The sequence below is a fragment of the Psychrobacter fjordensis genome (genome assembly GCF_904845995.1).
Lineage (GTDB): Bacteria > Pseudomonadota > Gammaproteobacteria > Pseudomonadales > Moraxellaceae > Psychrobacter > Psychrobacter fjordensis.
In genome coordinates this window covers 540,588-558,299 of record NZ_CAJGYP010000001.1, presented here as the reverse complement: position 1 = coordinate 558,299, position 17,712 = coordinate 540,588, and the positions used below count along the sequence as shown (strand labels likewise).

12 protein-coding genes are annotated in these 17,712 nt (G+C 45.2%); 11 read left to right on the top strand and 1 reads right to left on the bottom strand.

All coding sequences use genetic code 11. The annotated features are described in order from the left end of the window. Positions 1-102 precede the first annotated feature (102 nt). Both JMW61_RS02325 and JMW61_RS02320 read left to right on the top strand, forming a co-directional pair. The gene (locus tag JMW61_RS02325; RefSeq protein ID WP_227687405.1) at positions 103-2,235 is read left to right on the top strand and encodes a PhoX family protein; all 2,133 of its coding nucleotides are present in this window, start codon (positions 103-105) and stop codon (positions 2,233-2,235) included. Between the two features lie 374 nt (positions 2,236-2,609). After that, positions 2,610-4,124, top strand: coding sequence for a GPI inositol-deacylase (locus JMW61_RS02320; protein WP_227687336.1), 1,515 nt, complete (start codon positions 2,610-2,612; stop codon positions 4,122-4,124). Positions 4,125-4,258: 134 nt separating this feature from the next. Here JMW61_RS02320 and hslO read toward each other — a convergent pair whose 3' ends face one another. Next, positions 4,259-5,239 carry an Hsp33 family molecular chaperone HslO gene (hslO, locus tag JMW61_RS02315; RefSeq protein WP_201549137.1) on the bottom strand — a complete coding sequence of 327 codons (981 nt, stop codon included), beginning with the start codon at positions 5,237-5,239 and terminating at the stop codon, positions 4,259-4,261. 461 nt (positions 5,240-5,700) lie between these two features. Here hslO and JMW61_RS02310 point away from each other — a divergent pair, with 461 nt between their 5' ends. The 9 genes from JMW61_RS02310 to JMW61_RS02270 all read left to right on the top strand — a co-directional run bounded on the left by JMW61_RS02310 (position 5,701) and on the right by JMW61_RS02270 (position 17,697). Then, entirely contained in the window at positions 5,701-6,672 is a 972-nt protein-coding gene (locus tag JMW61_RS02310) for a glutamate/aspartate ABC transporter substrate-binding protein (protein WP_201549129.1), read from the top strand. A 95-nt stretch (positions 6,673-6,767) separates the two neighbouring features. Next, complete coding sequence (locus JMW61_RS02305) at positions 6,768-7,514, top strand: amino acid ABC transporter permease (RefSeq protein ID WP_110921780.1); 747 nt, start codon at positions 6,768-6,770, stop codon at positions 7,512-7,514. Continuing rightward, positions 7,511-8,182, top strand: a complete 672-nt coding sequence (locus tag JMW61_RS02300) for an ABC transporter permease subunit (protein ID WP_201549127.1) — start codon at positions 7,511-7,513, stop codon at positions 8,180-8,182. Before JMW61_RS02305 ends, JMW61_RS02300 begins: the two co-directional genes overlap by 4 nt. A 344-nt stretch (positions 8,183-8,526) precedes the next feature. Continuing rightward, on the top strand, positions 8,527-9,258 hold the full coding sequence (locus JMW61_RS02295) for an amino acid ABC transporter ATP-binding protein (RefSeq protein ID WP_197215988.1): 732 nt from the start codon (positions 8,527-8,529) through the stop codon (positions 9,256-9,258). 195 nt (positions 9,259-9,453) lie between these two features. Further along, positions 9,454-10,674: an FAD-dependent oxidoreductase gene (locus JMW61_RS02290; protein ID WP_201549125.1), complete on the top strand. Its 1,221-nt coding sequence runs from the start codon at positions 9,454-9,456 to the stop codon at positions 10,672-10,674. 380 nt (positions 10,675-11,054) lie between these two features. Then, positions 11,055-12,830 (top strand): AMP-binding protein, encoded by a 1,776-nt coding sequence (locus tag JMW61_RS02285; RefSeq protein ID WP_201549122.1) that lies wholly within the window; start codon positions 11,055-11,057, stop codon positions 12,828-12,830. A 113-nt stretch (positions 12,831-12,943) separates the two neighbouring features. After that, positions 12,944-14,554, top strand: coding sequence for a carboxyl transferase domain-containing protein (locus JMW61_RS02280; protein WP_201549121.1), 1,611 nt, complete (start codon positions 12,944-12,946; stop codon positions 14,552-14,554). A gap of 152 nt (positions 14,555-14,706) precedes the next feature. After that, entirely contained in the window at positions 14,707-15,516 is an 810-nt protein-coding gene (locus JMW61_RS02275; RefSeq protein ID WP_201549120.1) for an enoyl-CoA hydratase/isomerase family protein, read from the top strand. 69 nt (positions 15,517-15,585) lie between these two features. Next, entirely contained in the window at positions 15,586-17,697 is a 2,112-nt protein-coding gene (locus JMW61_RS02270) for an acetyl/propionyl/methylcrotonyl-CoA carboxylase subunit alpha (protein ID WP_201549119.1), read from the top strand. Positions 17,698-17,712 lie beyond the last annotated feature (15 nt).

Below are 17,712 nucleotides of genomic sequence, written 5' to 3'. Positions count from 1 at the left end.
AATAAGCCAGTAAATAACGATCAGCAAGCAAACAACAATCAAATAAATGATAAGCAAAATCTCGCTCATGAAGTCGTTGAAGATTCTAACCCTACTAATAATATGGATTTTCAAACCATTATCAGTCGTCGCTTGAACCGCCGTAGTTTATTAAAAGGTGGCACGGGATTGACAGCTGCCGCCTTTTTTGGTGCATTACCATTGGTTGGTCATACCAAAGGCGTCAATAGCACCATAACAGTTCGTAGTGGCGATGATGCCGCTGTACCAGCACATGGTAATCGAAGCCGCCCAGAAACATTAAAGTTCACCGCAGTGGCACATTCGACTGCAGCAGAAATGAGCGTGGCTGATGGCTACAAGGCGGAAATGATACTGCCACTGGGTACGCCGCTGATGTCAGGAATCGAGGATTGGAAAGACAATCGTGAACAATCTGCCGAATCATTTGATTGGCGCATGGGTGACAACCACGATGGTATGTGGTTTTTTGGCAAAACAGGTAACAATTATGATGTCAAAGCCTCTGAAAGCGGCTTGCTAGTCATGAATCATGAATACGTGAACAGCGCCGAATTAAGCCCGTTTGGCTATGATGTAAAAAAAGACAGCAGTGCTGAGCCTATTTTTCAAGAAGTTCGTCGTGCCACTGATGTGCGCCGTGAGGTGAATTGTCATGGGGTGGCGGTAGTTGAGATGAAGCGCCGTGCTAGTGGCAAAGGGTACGAGATGGTTCGCGACTCTAAATATAACCGCCGCATCACCAGTAGTACTCCATCACAGCTCACTGGCCCTGTTGCAGGATCTGACTTGGTCAAGACTAAATTTGACCCTACTGGCCTGAAGACGCGTGGTATTAATAATAACTGCGGGGCAGGGTTGTCGCCTTGGGGAACTTATTTGACCACTGAAGAGAATTTCTTAGGGGTATTTGCTCGCGGTAAAGACGCTAGCCAATTAAGTGCTGCCCAAAATTATGGCCGCGAGCGTTATGGTGCAAAAGAAGATCATGCTACTTGGGGTTACTTGTGGCATACACCAAAAGCAGCAGACGCTACCATGACTGATGAGTTTGCGCGCTGGAACATGACCGTCGCAGGTAAAACGGCCATTGATGATTATCGTAATGCATTTAATACCTTTGGCTATATCACCGAAATTGACCCGTTTGACAAAAACGCTATGCCGCGAAAACGTACAGCTTTGGGTCGTTTCGCTCATGAAAATTGTGCGTTTGCACCTGTTAAGCAAGGTCGCCCTGTTGTGTTTTATATGGGTGATGACTCACGCGGTGAGTATATTTATAAATTCGTGTCAAAAACTAAGTGGTCGAAAAGCGATATTGGTGGTGGCCTAAAAGCGGGTGACAAATACATGAACGAAGGGACGCTGTACACGGCAATCTTTAATGAAGATGGCAGTGGCACATGGCAGCCGTTGGTTTATGGTCAAAACGGGTTAGATAGCACCAACAGTGTACTGCCGTTTAATGGTCAAGATGACGTATTAGTCTTTGCACGTGCAGCTGCCGATGTGTTGGGTGCTACGAAGATGGATCGCCCTGAATGGGTATCTGTCAGCCCTGTTACTGGTGAAGTGTATGTAACCCTGACCAATAATAAAAACCGCGGCGTCGATGACGATCAGCCTGTTTCAGCCAGTAATCCTCGCAGTTACAATGTGAACGGTAAAGCCGCTGGTAATGATAATGGTCATATCATCCGCTGGGCCGAAACAAATGGCGATCATGCAGCCACCAGTTTTGAGTGGGATATCTACCTGTTTGCATCCCCTAGTGACAAATCTGCAGAAAATCTATCAGGATTGAATGCCAATAACGATTTGTCTTCTCCAGACGGTTTATTTTTTGACCCGCGCGGCGTATTGTGGATTCAAACAGATGATGGTGCATATACAGACACGACCAACTGTATGCTATTGGCAGCATTGCCCGGTAAAGTGAATGATGGGTCAGTTAAAACAGCCTCGACAGGGCAAGAGACTCGTATAGGCTTGGCAGCGACTGATGACAATCTTAAGCGTTTCTTTGTCGGTCCTGAAGGCTGTGAAGTGACTGGTATTACCATGACACCAGATTTTAAAACCTTATTTATCAATATTCAGCATCCGGGTAATGCTTGGGGTGCTGTCAAAGGTGGTAGCACGCCGAGATCTGCTACGGTTATGATTACTAAAAATGATGGTGATGTGATACTGGCAGAATCGTTCTCGTAAATCATTCGCGCCATATCGAGCTGGTGACAGACCCTAAGCATTTTACCAAAAAAATCTCAAGCGATGGCTTGAGATTTTTTTGTTTGGGCATAGCATGGTCAAAGAACTCTAAAATGGGTACAAGGCAGCCGACTTCAGATTGTACAAGTAGTACATCTAGGGAGGGTAACGCTGTAGCGGTTTAGCAGTTCGCGGGCCATATTAAAAAAAGACAAGCAACATCAACTGCCTATCAATACTTTCCCACAATATTTCCTAACAATAAATACGCTTCAAAACCCAATGATTTCTTCTATTTACGCTGTTTAAAGACTAGTATAGACACTTACCTTTCTGCTGAATGTGTCAATACAATGAGTGCTATGAACAACATTATGAATAGTCCATATGGTTTTTATAATGACCGTATGAGCCATGGCTATACTGGTAATAACGCTTGTGTACGTCATGAGCTTGAAGCGCATTTTGCCTCAGAGAGTGATATGCCAGTACACAGCGATGTGTATGAGCAGATAGATCAACTCGAAGCCATTGATGTGGATGAGTTGGTTAAGTTATTGGCAGATGAGGGACATGAAACGACGATAAAGCCAGTTGCTTTGGCTGAATTTTTTGAAGGATTGGCACAGCTTGCTACCACGGGTGTAGTAGAAGTGACTGACATTGTAGAAGCCATTCATCGTGAAGTGATTTTGCGCCCTCTAGGTCGTTTTAACGAAAATCATCTAAACAAGTGGCAGCGCGGTATCACTGGCCGCATTTATGGCACGATACGTCATGTCATGCTGATGGTGGGTAATAATCTGGCATCGGTGCTCAGAGTATATAAAAACATCATTATGCAAAAGACATCTCAGCCATTGCCTGAGTCCTTAAAAAAACTGGTCAATATATTAAATGGCGTCATGGGCGATCATTTGGTCAACAGCCAAAACCCGCTCGCCATTCCGATGGTGCTGTACGATAAAGACGGCAACCCACAATGTGAAGTACTGTCAGAACATGAAAAACTGCCAGAACGTGAAAAACTATCAGGGCGCGTGGTCATCCTATGTCACGGTCTATGCATGAGCCATTTGAGTTGGCAATCACAAGAGGGTAATGGTCTTGGCAGTGCGATTAGTCTTAGTCAGCCTGATACCACGGTGCTATATCTTGATTATAATACGGGTCGACGTATCTCACGCAGCGGTCGTAAGTTTTGCCGAATATTGCAAGAGTTGGTCGATGACAACCCTAATATCAGTCAGATAGATTTGGTTGGTCATAGTATGGGCGGCTTGGTCTCTCGCAGCGCGCTGTTTTATGGTGAGCAAGATCACTTAGATTGGGTGAAGCGAGTCGGTAATCTCGTCACGTTAGGCTCGCCACATCACGGTGCCGTGCTGGAACGTATTGGTAATTACGTGCAAGAAATTATTGCCAAGCTGCCGTTTGCAGGCTCGCTTGCAAAGCTGGGTGATATGCGTAGTGCGGGTATCATTGATCTGCGTCATGGCAGTATCCGTGATGTTGATTGGAAATCTTTAGAAGGACGTAGTGTGCTGCCACAAGACTTTCGTCATCCTACCGGTTTGCCCAGTGGTATCAAAACCTACTTTGTCGCCAGTGCCCTAGTCGAGACGCATTATGACTCTAAGATGACGGACTTGTTAGGTGATGGTCTCGTATCAGTAGCCTCTGCGCTAGGTGAAGATGATACTGAGCATGCGCTGTTTGTGCCAGATGGTCACAAAGCAGTGTTTTATGGTGTGAGCCATATGAATCTAATCAATAGTAGAAGAGTGCGTGAGCAAGTAGTTGCATGGTTATTGGATAATGGTCAGCGTGACTATACTGGTGAAGATCGGATATATTCTTATCCTAGAAGTTGGGATGTGGCGGTGTAAACGATTTTGAATTTTCTGGCTGTTATTAGCACCATGAATCCCAATATTTTAAAGACTCAGTATAAGAAAAAAACCCCCAAGCATCATGCTTGAGGGCTTTTTTATAAATACTGTTTGATACTGATGATTAGAAACTACTCAGCAAATATTGCTGCTACATCATTTTTATTAAATTTATAGACTTCACCGCAGAATCCGCAATCCATCTCAAACGTGCCGCCTTGCTCTTCCACGATATCTAATGCCTCTGCTTCGCCAACTTGCTCAATGGCCATCTCACATTTTTCGCGTGAGCAGGTACAACCAAATGATAACGGCGCAGGCTCAGGTGCGACGATGTTTTCTTCATGATACAAGCGATACAAAATCTCGTTGGCATCCAGTGTGGTCAGCTCTTCTGCCTTGACCGTACGCGTCAATACAGACAGACGTATCCACAAATCATCATCGATACCAGCATCTTCGTTTTGCTCAACTTCATAAGTCTCTGCGGCAGTACGAGGCAGCATCTGTACCAATATACCACCCGCTTGCAGGCCGTCAGACGCCAAATTAATCAACGTCGGAATCTGTGCAGATTGCTTTTGATAATGCGCCAAGCAGTCAGCCAAATTGTCATGGCTACGCTCAACGATACCTTGATATGGCTCGCCACCTTCAGGCTGAATATTGATAAACAATACGCCTTGTCCAGGTTCGCCTAGTTCAGCAAAGGCTTCTTTGGCATGGATCATATTGTCCCACGCTTGTACTTGCTCATCCGTTTCAGCTTTCCAGCTGGCAAGCGCACGGATAACACCGTTTTGATCGCATTCTGCCATCGCCCAGTTTAGCAAGCTGTCGCTGTCTGATGACTGCAACTGAATAGATAGGCGACCGTTTATTTTGACCGTGCTGATGAGCAAACTCGCTGCCGTCAGCATCTCACCCAGTAAGCGTTTGATGGCTTCGGGATAAGGCTTTTGTGCAATCGTGCTCGCGTAGCTGCGTGATAGGCGCACCACGTCACCACGTACGGGAGAGTCTTCGATAAAGAAGCGTTGGCGCACGTCGTTGTCATGGTGGTTGCTAGCGGCTTGGCTGTCCGTATTTGGGGCTTGAGTGTCTTGTGTCATAGGTCATGTGTAGTATTAAGAAGTTGTTTGCTTTATGGGGATTCATCGTGATTTATCAATCATCTCTCTCGTACTGTTTGCACATATTTATGGTTTATCGTCAGTCTAAATATCACCAAATCTACCTAGTTTTGGTATAAGAAAGCCACTCGTAGGTCGTATCTGTATGGCATAACGCTAGGATGAATCTGTGAAAAATTAATTGTCTAGACCGACATAGCTATAGATATATGACAGCGATGAGGTGGCTGCACCTGCTGAAACGTACATATGTGGAAAAATGAATCCTTTACTAAAAAAGTTTACTACCAGCATTAAATTTGTTGTACAGTAACATTCAGTTGCATTGTGATAAACAACAGCAACAACCGTATGGATACATGGTAACTAGGTTAGGCAATAAGCACTATGTTGTCCAACACTCATTAAATCTCGTAATAATGTGATAAAGGATGTTTTTCATGACTTACTTCTTTTCTAAACCGTTGACTTTAGCTGCTCTAGTGGCATTAGGCCTAACAGGCTGTAATAACAGCAGCGACACTAGCACTGACGCGCCAGCAGATGATGCAGCAGCGACAGAAACCATGAATGGTACGCTACAAAAAATTAAAGACTCTGGCACTATCGTTGTCGGCTATCGTGATTCTTCTATTCCTTTTTCATATGTTGCTGATGATCCTAATCAGCCTATGGGCTATGCACATGATCTAGAGATGAAAGTGGTTGAGGGTATTAAAGAAAAACTCAACATGCCAGATCTAGAAGTTCGTTATAACCTCATCACCTCACAAACTCGTATTCCTTTGGTTCAAAACGGCACGGTTGACTTTGAGTGTGGTTCAACAACCAATAATGTCGAGCGTCAAGAGCAAGTGGCTTTCTCTAATGGTTTCTTTGAGATTGGCACACGTCTATTGACCAAGGTAGATTCTGGCATCAATGACTTTGAAGACCTAAAAGGTAAGCGCCTAGTAACTACCGCTGGTACGACTTCAGAGCGTTATATTCGTCAGTACAATGACGAGAAAAAGATGGATACCGATATCATCTCTGCTAAAGATCATGGCGAAGGCTTCTTGATGTTAGAGAGCGGCCGCGCTGATGCGTTTATGATGGATGATGTATTGCTAGCAGGCGAAAAAGCCAAAGCTAAAAATCCTGATGAATGGGTTATCGTTGGTACGCCGCAATCGTTTGAAATTTATGGTTGTATGATGCGTAAAGACGATCCGGAATTCAAAACAGTCGTAAATGACGCGCTGAACAAAACCTTTAGCTCAGGCGAAATCAATAGCATCTATGACAAGTGGTTCCTAAACCCAATTCCACCAAAGAACGTCAACTTGAACTTTGAGATGTCAGACAACCTAAAAGCACTTATCGCCAATCCACATGATAGCGATCAGCCAAAAGTAGCAGCAGCACAGTAGTATTTGTCCTTCAATCTAGCTTGCTTACGTGTTCAGATCGAACTTATCGCTCATCTGACACGTAAGTTTTTCAATCGCTGTTCGGAGAGACAATCATGAATTATAGCTGGAACTGGGGTGTGCTCTTTGAGCATACGGGTATTGGCAATGAGCTGTATATCCACTGGATGATTACTGGTCTTGGTTGGTTATTACTGATTGGTAGTATTGCTTGGACCATCGCGATGGTCGTCGGTACTGTCTTCGGTATTATGCGTACCTTACCTAACAAAACAGCTCGTCGCATTGGCACTGCTTATGTGACCTTTTTTCGTAATATTCCGCTGCTTGTGCAGCTATTTTTTTGGTTTTATGTGGCACCTGGTTGGTTGACGCCAGCGCTACAAGAGTGGTGGTTTAGAGATTTATCGCCGAATACATCCGCGATGCTCTCAGCCAGTATTGGTTTAGGATTGTTTACAGCAGCTCGTATAGTCGAGCAAGTGCGTACGGGTATCGAGTCGCTACCAAAAGGACAAGTAAATGCGGCGTATGCACTAGGCTTTACTATTCCGCAAGCTTACAAGCAAGTCCTGCTACCACAAGCATTCCGTATTATCTTACCGCCGCTTAGTTCTGAGCTGACCAACTGTTTTAAAAATGCCTCTGTCGCCTCACTAGTTGGTGTCATGGAGCTCATCAGTCAAACCAAAACCATCAGCGAATATACACAGAATAGCCTTGAGATTTATACTTATGCGACGATTATCTACCTCGTCTTTAATCTCTCACTCATCGCTATTATGGGTTTGATCGAGCGTAAATTAAGAGTACCAGGGCTTATCGCAGGGAGTCAGAAATGAATATGATGACCGAACTTGCGACCGCATATCCAGGATTAATGGGTGGGATGATTACCACGCTAAAAGTTCTGTTTTTGGCTATTGTCGGTGGTATCAGCTTAGGTACGGTATTGGCGCTCATGCGCTTATCAGGTATCAAAGCATTAGAGATTCCCGCCAAGCTGTATGTTAATTATTTTAGATCCGTACCGTTACTGTTGGTGCTACTGTGGTTCTACTTTGCCGTCCCGATGATTTATTTTTGGGTGGCAGGTAAGTATTTACAACTAGATGCAGCCTTTGCCTCTTGTGTGGTCGCCTTTATGATGTTCGAAGCGGCCTACTTCTCAGAAGTTGTCCGTGCGGGTATTCAGTCTATCGGTAGTGGTCAGGTTAATGCGGCAAAAGCATTGGGCATGACTTATGGGCAGACGATGCGTCTGGTCATTTTGCCACAGGCCTTTCGCAAGATGCTGCCGCTCATATTGCAGCAATGTATTATCTTATTCCAAGATACGACCTTAGTATTCGCTATTGGTTTGACCGACTTCTTCCGAGCAGCATACGTACGTGGTGAGCTAATGGGATTATTGACGCCTTACATCTTAGGCGCTGGAGCCGTGTATTTTGTCTTAAGCTTGGCAGCTTCAGTCGGCGTACAGCGCGTACAGAAAAGGTTAAGGTTTTAATAAAGGACTGTTAAGCGTTAGAGTCGATCAATGCATGATTGTCTGAACATGGTTATCTGATCTCATTTGATTGGCTCTAATGCTTTCAAAATTTAACTGCATTTGTGATTAATGTATCGTTGATTCAGTTTAAAAGAGAGACAAGGCAACCGAGTGCAGATGTATATGTAATACTTCAAGCGAGGTTAACGCTGTCACTCTTTTACAGAGGATTAACTATATTTTGAATAAATGCAATTTGGCAAGAGTAAGAATAAGGCTAGGAGCCAATGATGAATGATGCTAAAACGTTTATAAATGACTTTGGTGGACTGGTCACAGACAGTGGTCATGCTAGCAGTGAGATGGTCGTTGAGATAGATAGCGTTAGCAAGTGGTATGGCGACTTTCAGGTGCTGACTGACTGTACCGCTCATGTCCACAAAGGCGATGTCGTCGTGGTCTGTGGTCCATCGGGTAGCGGTAAGTCCACCTTGATTAAGACAGTGAACGGGCTAGAGCCTTTCCAAAAAGGCAATATCATGGTCAACGGCATCTCTGTCGGTGATCCAAAAACCAACTTACCTAAGCTACGTAGCCGTGTCGGCATGGTGTTTCAGCATTTTGAGCTATTCCCTCACTTGACCATCATCGATAATTTAATGGTTGCGCAAATTAAAGTATTGGGTCGTAAAGAAGCGGAAGCCAAGCAAAAGGCAATGGCTTATTTAGATCGAGTAGGGTTGACCGTTCAAGCCAATAAATATCCTGCTGAACTATCAGGTGGTCAACAGCAGCGAGTCGCCATTGCGCGTGCGCTCGCGATGGATCCCATAGCGATGTTGTTCGATGAGCCAACGTCAGCACTTGATCCTGAGATGATTCAAGAAGTGCTCGATGTGATGGTGGAACTGACTCGTGATGGTATGACCATGATGTGCGTGACGCATGAAATGGGTTTTGCCAGTCAAGTAGCCAATCGTATCATCTTTATGGATGAAGGCCATATCGTTGAGAACTGTAGTAAGGATGAGTTTTTTGAAGGCGCAAAAAGTGAGCGTGCACAGCAGTTCTTATCGAAGATTCTCAATCATTAATTTTGTATTCGACTGTATTACCATGTGAAGCGTCTATTTATAGGCGCTTTTGTGCGTGATAGCTTGATGCATCTAATCGTGATATCGATATGATTGGTTACATAAGTGAGTAGATGAGTGAATGGCTGTTTACTGATACAATAGCGGTCAATATTCTAACAACTAAAATAATCTCTTATTTATATTGGAGCTAATATGAGCGCTGAAAACTCAGAAGTATCAAACAACGGTATCGTTATTATTGGTGCAGGTTTGGCAGGCTGGCATGTCATCGATGCGATTCGTGCGAAAGATAAAGATATTCCGATTACGTTGGTGACAGCTGATAGTGGCGACCGTTATCACAAGCCAATGCTGACCATGGCGATTAGCCAAAAGAAAAGTGCGGCAGATTTGGTCAGAGCCACTGGTGTTGATGCCGCAGAAGCTGCAAACGTTAAGCTACTTGCCAACACGGAAGTAACGGATGTTGACGCTAGCACTCAAGAATTACAACTGGTCTCTGCACTGCGCTCAGATCCCGTTTATACCAATTACGCCACGATCGGCTATGACAAGCTGGTGCTCGCCATGGGTGCGCATCCTATCTTCCCAAAAAGCTTGCCAGAGGAGTTAGTCTGGCACGTCAATCATATTGAGCGCTTTGGACAGTTGCAAGAAAAGCTAGCAACAGGTAGCCAGCACGTTGCTATCGTCGGTGCAGGAATGGTTGGGACAGAGATTGCAGAGGACTTACTTAAAGCTGGTCATCAGGTGACACTCATTGATTTAAACGATGCGCCGTTATCGCAAATGCTACCACCACAAGCGACGGCTCGTATCGCCCAAGCGGTCAAGTCGCAAGGGATTAACTTTTTAGGAGGGTATCAAGTATCGGGTATTACTCGTCTCAGTGATGAAAAACTAGAAGTTAGTTACGAGGCACTGCCATCAGCGACAGACAGTACGACTGTTGAGCCAATTGAACCGCTCATCGTAGATCATGTGATTGCCAGTACAGGTCTGACGGTCGATGATAAGCTACCTGCTGCTGCTGGCGTCGAGTTCAATCGTCGCACTGGTATCGTGGTGGATGCGCCAACCTTGCGTACCAGTACAGCCAATATCTATGCCATTGGTGACTGTATGTCTATCGATGGCGTGCCGTGCCGTTACGTCGCTCCATTACGCGCTCAGGCTGCTACCATTGCCGATGATGTATTGGGACTAGAGCATGACGGTTATGAGCATAAGCCACCAATGATTCGCCTGAAAAACAAAGCAATCTCTGTCATGGTAACAGGTGTGCCGCAAGCGACTGGCAACTGGCAGGTCAAGACAGAAAGTGATGAAGAGTTGGTCATGGACTTGCTAAATGATAGTGATGACGTTAGCGCTACGTTGACCATCAAGTTACCGCCGAGCGTTAGAGCTTAGAAGATTAAACCCCTGCCGTTCAAATATTCAATACGGTCATGTTGAGTCAACCTTAACACCTAAGTCTTTTAATGTTGCGCTGACTCTTCATTTGAATCATTAAGCCAATGGTACTAGCCATAGTATGATTGGCTTTTTTGTGTCAACAATTTGCCATATTTTTGTGATAGTTTTAATTAAGTACCTATCTTTTATAAGATAGGTACTTAATTAAATGATACGCATTGTATTACTATGATTGACAGCCGTTTGTTTACAACGGTATAGTAGTGACAATCTATATAAGACCTATTCAAGGAAGAGTAACGGGTCTACAGGCTATCAGTACGTACTATCTATAAATGACCAATACGATAAAAAGTAAAACGAAAGGACTCGTTATGACGCAAACTCCTGATTTTGATGCGACTCAAATTGATTTTGATACTATTCTAAATAGCATTCCTAGTATTAATATGGGCGCACGCTCAGCAAATGCACCGCTTACCCAAAGCTATGATAAAGGTCCTGATGTGCCGCTTATTGAAGCGACTATCGGTGACTTTTTTGATGCTATCGTGTCTAAGTATCCAGAGCGCGAAGCTTTGGTTTCTCGCCATCAAAACATCCGCTGGACCTACCGCGAGCTACAACAGCAAGTCAATCAACTGGCCAGTAGTATGATTGAGATGGGGCTAGAAATCGGTGATCGCATCGGTATCTGGTCACACAACAATGCTGAATGGCTGCTCATGCAATTGGCCACGGCAAAAGTCGGTGTTATCCTCGTCAATATTAACCCTGCCTATCGTACCTTCGAGCTGCAATATGCCTTGAATAAACTGGGCTGCTCAGCATTGGTATTGATGCGCCATTTCAAAACCAGTGATTATGCCAGTCTCATCAGTGAACTGTGTCCTGAAATTTATCATAAAGACTACACTCAGCTTGATTTGGTCGAGATTCCAACGATTGAACGTATCATCTGGATTGATGAGCCTGACAGTGAAGAAACCTTTGGCTTTATGCAGAAATTCTCTGCATGGATGGCGGAAGGCGATGCCAATGATCCACGGGTTGCAGAGCGTCAAGCCCAGCTCAAAAACACGGATGCCATCAATGTCCAGTTCACTAGTGGCACGACTGGTACGCCAAAAGGGGCAACCTTAAGCCATCGCAATATTCTCAACAACGGTTACTTCATCGGTGAGGCTATGAACCTTACTGAAGAAGATAAGCTGTGCATTCCAGTGCCTTTGTATCATTGTTTTGGTATGGTGCTTGGCAACCTAGCGATTCTCACGCATGGCGGCTGTATCGTTTATCCGAATGACGGCTTTGAGCCATTGACCGTATTGCAAGCAGTCGAAGAAGAAAAGTGTACAGGTCTACATGGCGTGCCAACGATGTTTATCGCTGAGCTTGACCATCCGGAGTTTAAAAACTTTGATTTATCGACTTTGCGCACTGGCATCATGGCAGGCTCTAGTTGTCCGATCGAAGTCATGCGCCGTGTCATTGATGAGATGCACATGAGCGAAGTCACCATTGCATATGGCATGACAGAGACCAGTCCAGTATCTTGTCAGACCAATGAACATACGCCGCTTGATAAGCAAGTATCGACCGTTGGTTTAGTACAGCCTGCGCTTGAGGTTAAAGTTGTCAATACGGAAACGAGTGAGACTGTCGCACTAGGCGAAACGGGTGAGTTATTGACACGCGGTTATTCAGTGATGAAAGGCTATTGGGGCAGTCGCTTTAAAACCCGTGCTGCCATCCGAGATAGTTGGATGCATACAGGCGATTTGGCTACGATGGACGAAGACGGCTATGTCAAAATCGTTGGTCGTAGTAAGGACATGGTCATTCGTGGCGGAGAGAATATCTATCCTGTCGAAATCGAGAATTATCTCTACCGTCATCCAAAGATTCGTGATGTGCAAATCGTCGGTATTCCTGATAAAAAGTATGGCGAGGTACTCGCGGCTTGGATTATTCCTAAAGAAGCAGACAGCTTGACGGAAGAGGAAGTTCGCGAGTTCTGTAGCGAGCATATTGCCCATTATAAGGTGCCGACTTATTATCGTTTCGTGACTGAATATCCGATGACCATCACTGGAAAGATTCAGAAATATAAAATCATTGAACAAATGAAAGAAGAGTTGGGTTTATAGAAATTTAACCACTCTTATCTGTTATTTTATGAATAAGATATATGAGTAAAAGCTAAAATAAAGCATAAAATAAAAAAGCCACTCGCATTTACGCATTAAAGAAAAGGGATATCATGAGCGCTATCATAACCAGTAAACTGAGTCCAAACGCCGCGGAATTTCAGCAAAATAGTGCCGCAATGCAAGCGGTGGTTGATGACCTATATGGCCACTTACGTAAAGTTGTGCAAGGTGGTTCAGAGCGTGCCCGTGCCAAGCATTTAGCCCGTGGCAAACTCTTGCCTCGTGAGCGTGTTGAGCGTTTGCTCGATGTGGGTACGCCATTTTTAGAAGTGGCACCGATGGCAGCGCATGATATGTATGGCGAAGAGATTCCTGCAGCGGGCGTGATTGCGGGTATCGGTCGTATCAATGGTACCGAGTGTATGATCGTTTGTAATGATGCCACGGTAAAGGGCGGCACTTATTATCCAATGACAGTCAAAAAACATCTGCGTGCGCAAGAAATCGCGCAAGAAAACAACTTGCCTTGTGTCTATTTGGTGGATTCAGGCGGTGCTAATTTACCCAATCAAGATGACGTATTTCCCGATAAAGAACATTTTGGTCGCATCTTCTTTAATCAGGCCAATATGAGTGCGGCAGGTATTCCTCAGATTGCTGTGGTCATGGGCAGCTGTACGGCTGGCGGAGCTTATGTACCAGCGATGAGTGACGAGTCTATTATTGTCAAAGACCAAGGCACCATCTTTTTGGGTGGTCCACCACTGGTCAAAGCAGCAACGGGTGAAGAGGTCACCGCAGAAGATTTGGGCGGCGGCGATGTGCATACCCGTCTGTCAGGGGTCGTCGATCACTTAGCACAGAGCGATACTCATGCGTTGTCAATTGCGCGCAACATCGTTAGCCATCTAAATCGTCCTGCGAAGCAAGTGGCCAATCAAATCAAACCGCGTCCACCACGCTATGACGCCAAAGAGTTGTACGGCGTCATTCCAACGGATAAGCGCAAGCCATTTGATATCAAAGAAATCATTGCTCGTATCGTCGATGACAGTGCTTTTGATGAATTCAAAGCACGATTTGGCACGACGCTAGTCTGTGGATTCGCTCATATCGAAGGGATGCCAGTTGGTATCATCGCCAACAACGGCATCTTGTTCAGTGAGTCAGCGCAGAAAGGCACGCACTTCATTGAGCTGTGCTGCAAACGCAAAATCCCATTGGTGTTTTTGCAAAACATCACTGGCTTTATGGTCGGTCGCAAATATGAAAACGAAGGCATTGCGCGTCATGGTGCCAAAATGGTCATGGCAGTCGCCAATGCAAAAGTACCGAAATTCACGGTCATTGTCGGTGGTTCATTCGGTGCTGGTAACTACGGCATGTGTGGTCGTGCTTATAGCCCACGCTTCTTATGGATGTGGCCAAATGCGCGTATCTCGGTGATGGGCGGAGAGCAAGCAGCATCAGTATTGGCAACGGTCAAGCGTGACAACTTTGATCGTAAAGGCGAGGCGTGGAGTGATGAGGATGAAGCTGCATTTAAAGCGCCGATTCTCGATATGTATGAAAAGCAAGGTCATCCATATTATGCCACCGCACGTCTATGGGATGATGGCGTGATTGACCCTGCTGATACGCGACATGTATTAGCATTAGGGTTAAGCGCCGCCTATAACGCACCGATCGAAGAGACGACTTTTGGTGTTTTTAGAATGTAATAGTTTTAAGGCATTCCTATAATAAGCTACTACTGCGTCAACCTCATTTGAAGTACGATTTGTACATCTACATTCGGTTTCCTTGTATTAACATTATTATGGATTGACCAAGCGTTTGTTTAAGTATTTACATAGAAAATATAGAGAAAATAATGCAAAAAAACAGTGATAAAAACTATAAAAGCCTACTGGTTAAAGTCGAACAGCATGTGGCAACAGTGACATTAAATCGTCCTGAGATACGTAATGCCTTTAACGATGAAATGATTGCTGAGCTAACCGATGCATTCAATACGCTTGGCGCTGATGATGAGGTACGTGTCATTGTACTAGCGGCTGCTGGCAAGGCCTTTTGTGCAGGTGCTGATTTGAATTGGATGCGTGCCATGGCGGATTATAGCTATGAAGAAAACCTAGCAGACGCGGATAAATTAGCGCAAATGCTTAAGACTATTTACGAGTGTCCGAAACCAACAGTTGCGGCCATCCAAGGCGATGTATACGCAGGCGGTATGGGTCTAGTCGCTGTCTGTGATGTGGCCATCGCTGTCAAAATTGCAAACTTCTGCCTAAGTGAAGTGCGTTTAGGGTTAGCTCCTGCGACTATCAGCCCTTATGTCATCCGAGCATTGGGTGCTAGAGCGTCACAGCGTTACTTCTTAAGTGCTGAAGTATTTGATGCCAAAAAAGCACGTCAGCTTGGTTTTATCCATGAGCGTGTTAGCGAAGAATGGCTGGCTGATGAGGTCGCTATATTTTGTAGCAAAATCGTCAAAAACAGCCCTGATGCAGTCAAAACCTGCAAGCAGCTATTACACGATGTCGCTGGTGCACCCATCACTGATGAGCTGATTGCCGATACGGTAAAAGGCATCGCTGATATTCGTTCATCAAAGCAAGGTAAAGAGGGCGTGCAAGCCTTTTTGCAAAAACGTAAGCCCAACTGGTTGACGGCAGATTAATAATGCATGAGAGATAAATGAGTAAATAGACCAGACATCAAATAAAAACGATAACACACAGGGATAGTTATGTTTTCTAAAATTCTAATTGCCAACCGTGGTGAAATTGCCTGCCGAGTAGCCGCGACTGCCAAGCGTCTGGGTGTCAGCACCGTCGCTGTTTATTCTGATGCGGATCGTGAGGCCAAGCATATGGCTGTCTGTAATGAGGCGATCTATTTGGGTGGCTCAGCTCCTAAAGACAGCTACCTAAAAGGTGATGCGATTATTGCGATAGCGCTTGAAACTGGTGCACAAGCGATTCATCCGGGTTATGGGTTTTTAAGCGAAAATGCTGACTTCGCGCAAGCCTGTCAAGATGCTGGCTTAGTCTTTATCGGTCCATCGGCGGATGCTATTCGTGCCATGGGCGGCAAGTCTGAATCCAAGCGGTTGATGGAAACAGCTGGCGTGCCATTGATACCGGGCTATCACGGTGACAATCAAGATGCAGAATTTTTGCAGCAGCAGGCAGACGCTATTGGCTATCCAGTCTTAATCAAAGCAAGTGCAGGTGGCGGTGGTAAAGGCATGCGTATCGTGGAGCAAAGTAGCGATTTTGTAGATTTATTAGACTCATGTCGCCGTGAAGCGATCACCAGCTTTGGTGACGATAAAGTGTTGGTTGAGAAATACGCATTAAAACCGCGCCATATCGAAATCCAAGTATTTGGTGACACACATGGCAACTATGTGCATTTATTTGAGCGTGATTGCTCCGTACAGCGCCGCCATCAAAAAGTATTAGAAGAAGCGCCTGCACCGGGTGTTGATATTGCGATGCGTGAAGCGATGGGAACAGCTGCCATCGAAGCGGCCCGTGCAGTGGATTATGTTGGTGCAGGCACGGTAGAGTTCATCGTTGAGCAGCGCGAAGATTCTATGAATTTTTATTTCATGGAAATGAATACGCGGTTACAGGTTGAGCATCCAGTCAGTGAAGCAATTACTGGTGTCGATTTGGTTGAATGGCAGCTGTTGGTTGCTGCGGGTCAGCCATTGCCAAAAACCCAAGATGATCTGACTATAAACGGTCATGCAATTGAGGCACGCATCTGTGCCGAAAATCCTGACAATAGCTTCTTGCCAGCGACAGGTACGTTATTTACGTATCAAAAACCTGAACACAGCACCTTTATGATTGATAAAGACGGTAATGGCGTGCGTATCGATGATGGAGTGCGCGAAGGTGATGTGATTAGCCCGTTCTATGATTCTATGATTGCCAAGCTCATCGTTCATGCGCCAACGCGAGAGCAAGCATTAGCTAAGCTCGATCGAGCACTTGCCCAAACGCGTATCGTCGGTTTACCGAATAACGCGGCATTTTTGCGCTATATTTTAAATACGGTGTCTTTTAGCAAAGCCAATCTCGATACTGCATTGATTGAGCACGAGCGTGATGCGATTTTCAATCAGCAGCCTTTAGTATTATCGACGCTGGTTGTGACCGCCATTACACAGCAGCTTGCGAGTGAAGCGACCACGCAGGGATCAGATCCATTTAGCAAGCCAACGGGTTTCCGTGCTTATAATGATTACACTCGCTCATTCAGCTTGGTTTATGATGAGAGTGCTTATACTGCCCGCATAAGTAACTGGCATAATGCGAATTGTTCTGATAGCAAAAAAGGCATTGATAATTCGAGCAGCTTTACGCTCGTTATTGAAAAAGAAGTCGCGAACACGCAGGATAATAGTAATATTAATGTCGCTGCTCAGACAGAAACGGTTTATGAAGGTCAAGTGAGCTATGCCAGTAGTGATGAGCACAATCATACGTTATGGTTGGATGGTGCACGTACTAGCGCGCAAAGTTGGGTACTTAATGAGACCGTTTATGTGTTCACAGACAGTGGCCGTGACGAAATTACGCTTGTTGATATCATGGCGCACGTAGGCGAAGAGTCCGCAGCGGTCGGTAGTTTAAAATCACCGATGCCAGGACAGGTTGTTGCCTTTAAAGTGGCGGTTGGTGATACTGTGAAAAAAGGAGAGCCACTTGCCGTTATCGAAGCTATGAAAATTGAGCATACCATTACTGCACCAACGGATGGTGTGGTGGCAGAATTGTTATTTGGCGCGGGTGACTTGGTTGCTGATGGTGACGAGCTATTACGCATCGATAGTGAAAGCGAATAGCTTAATAACAGGTAA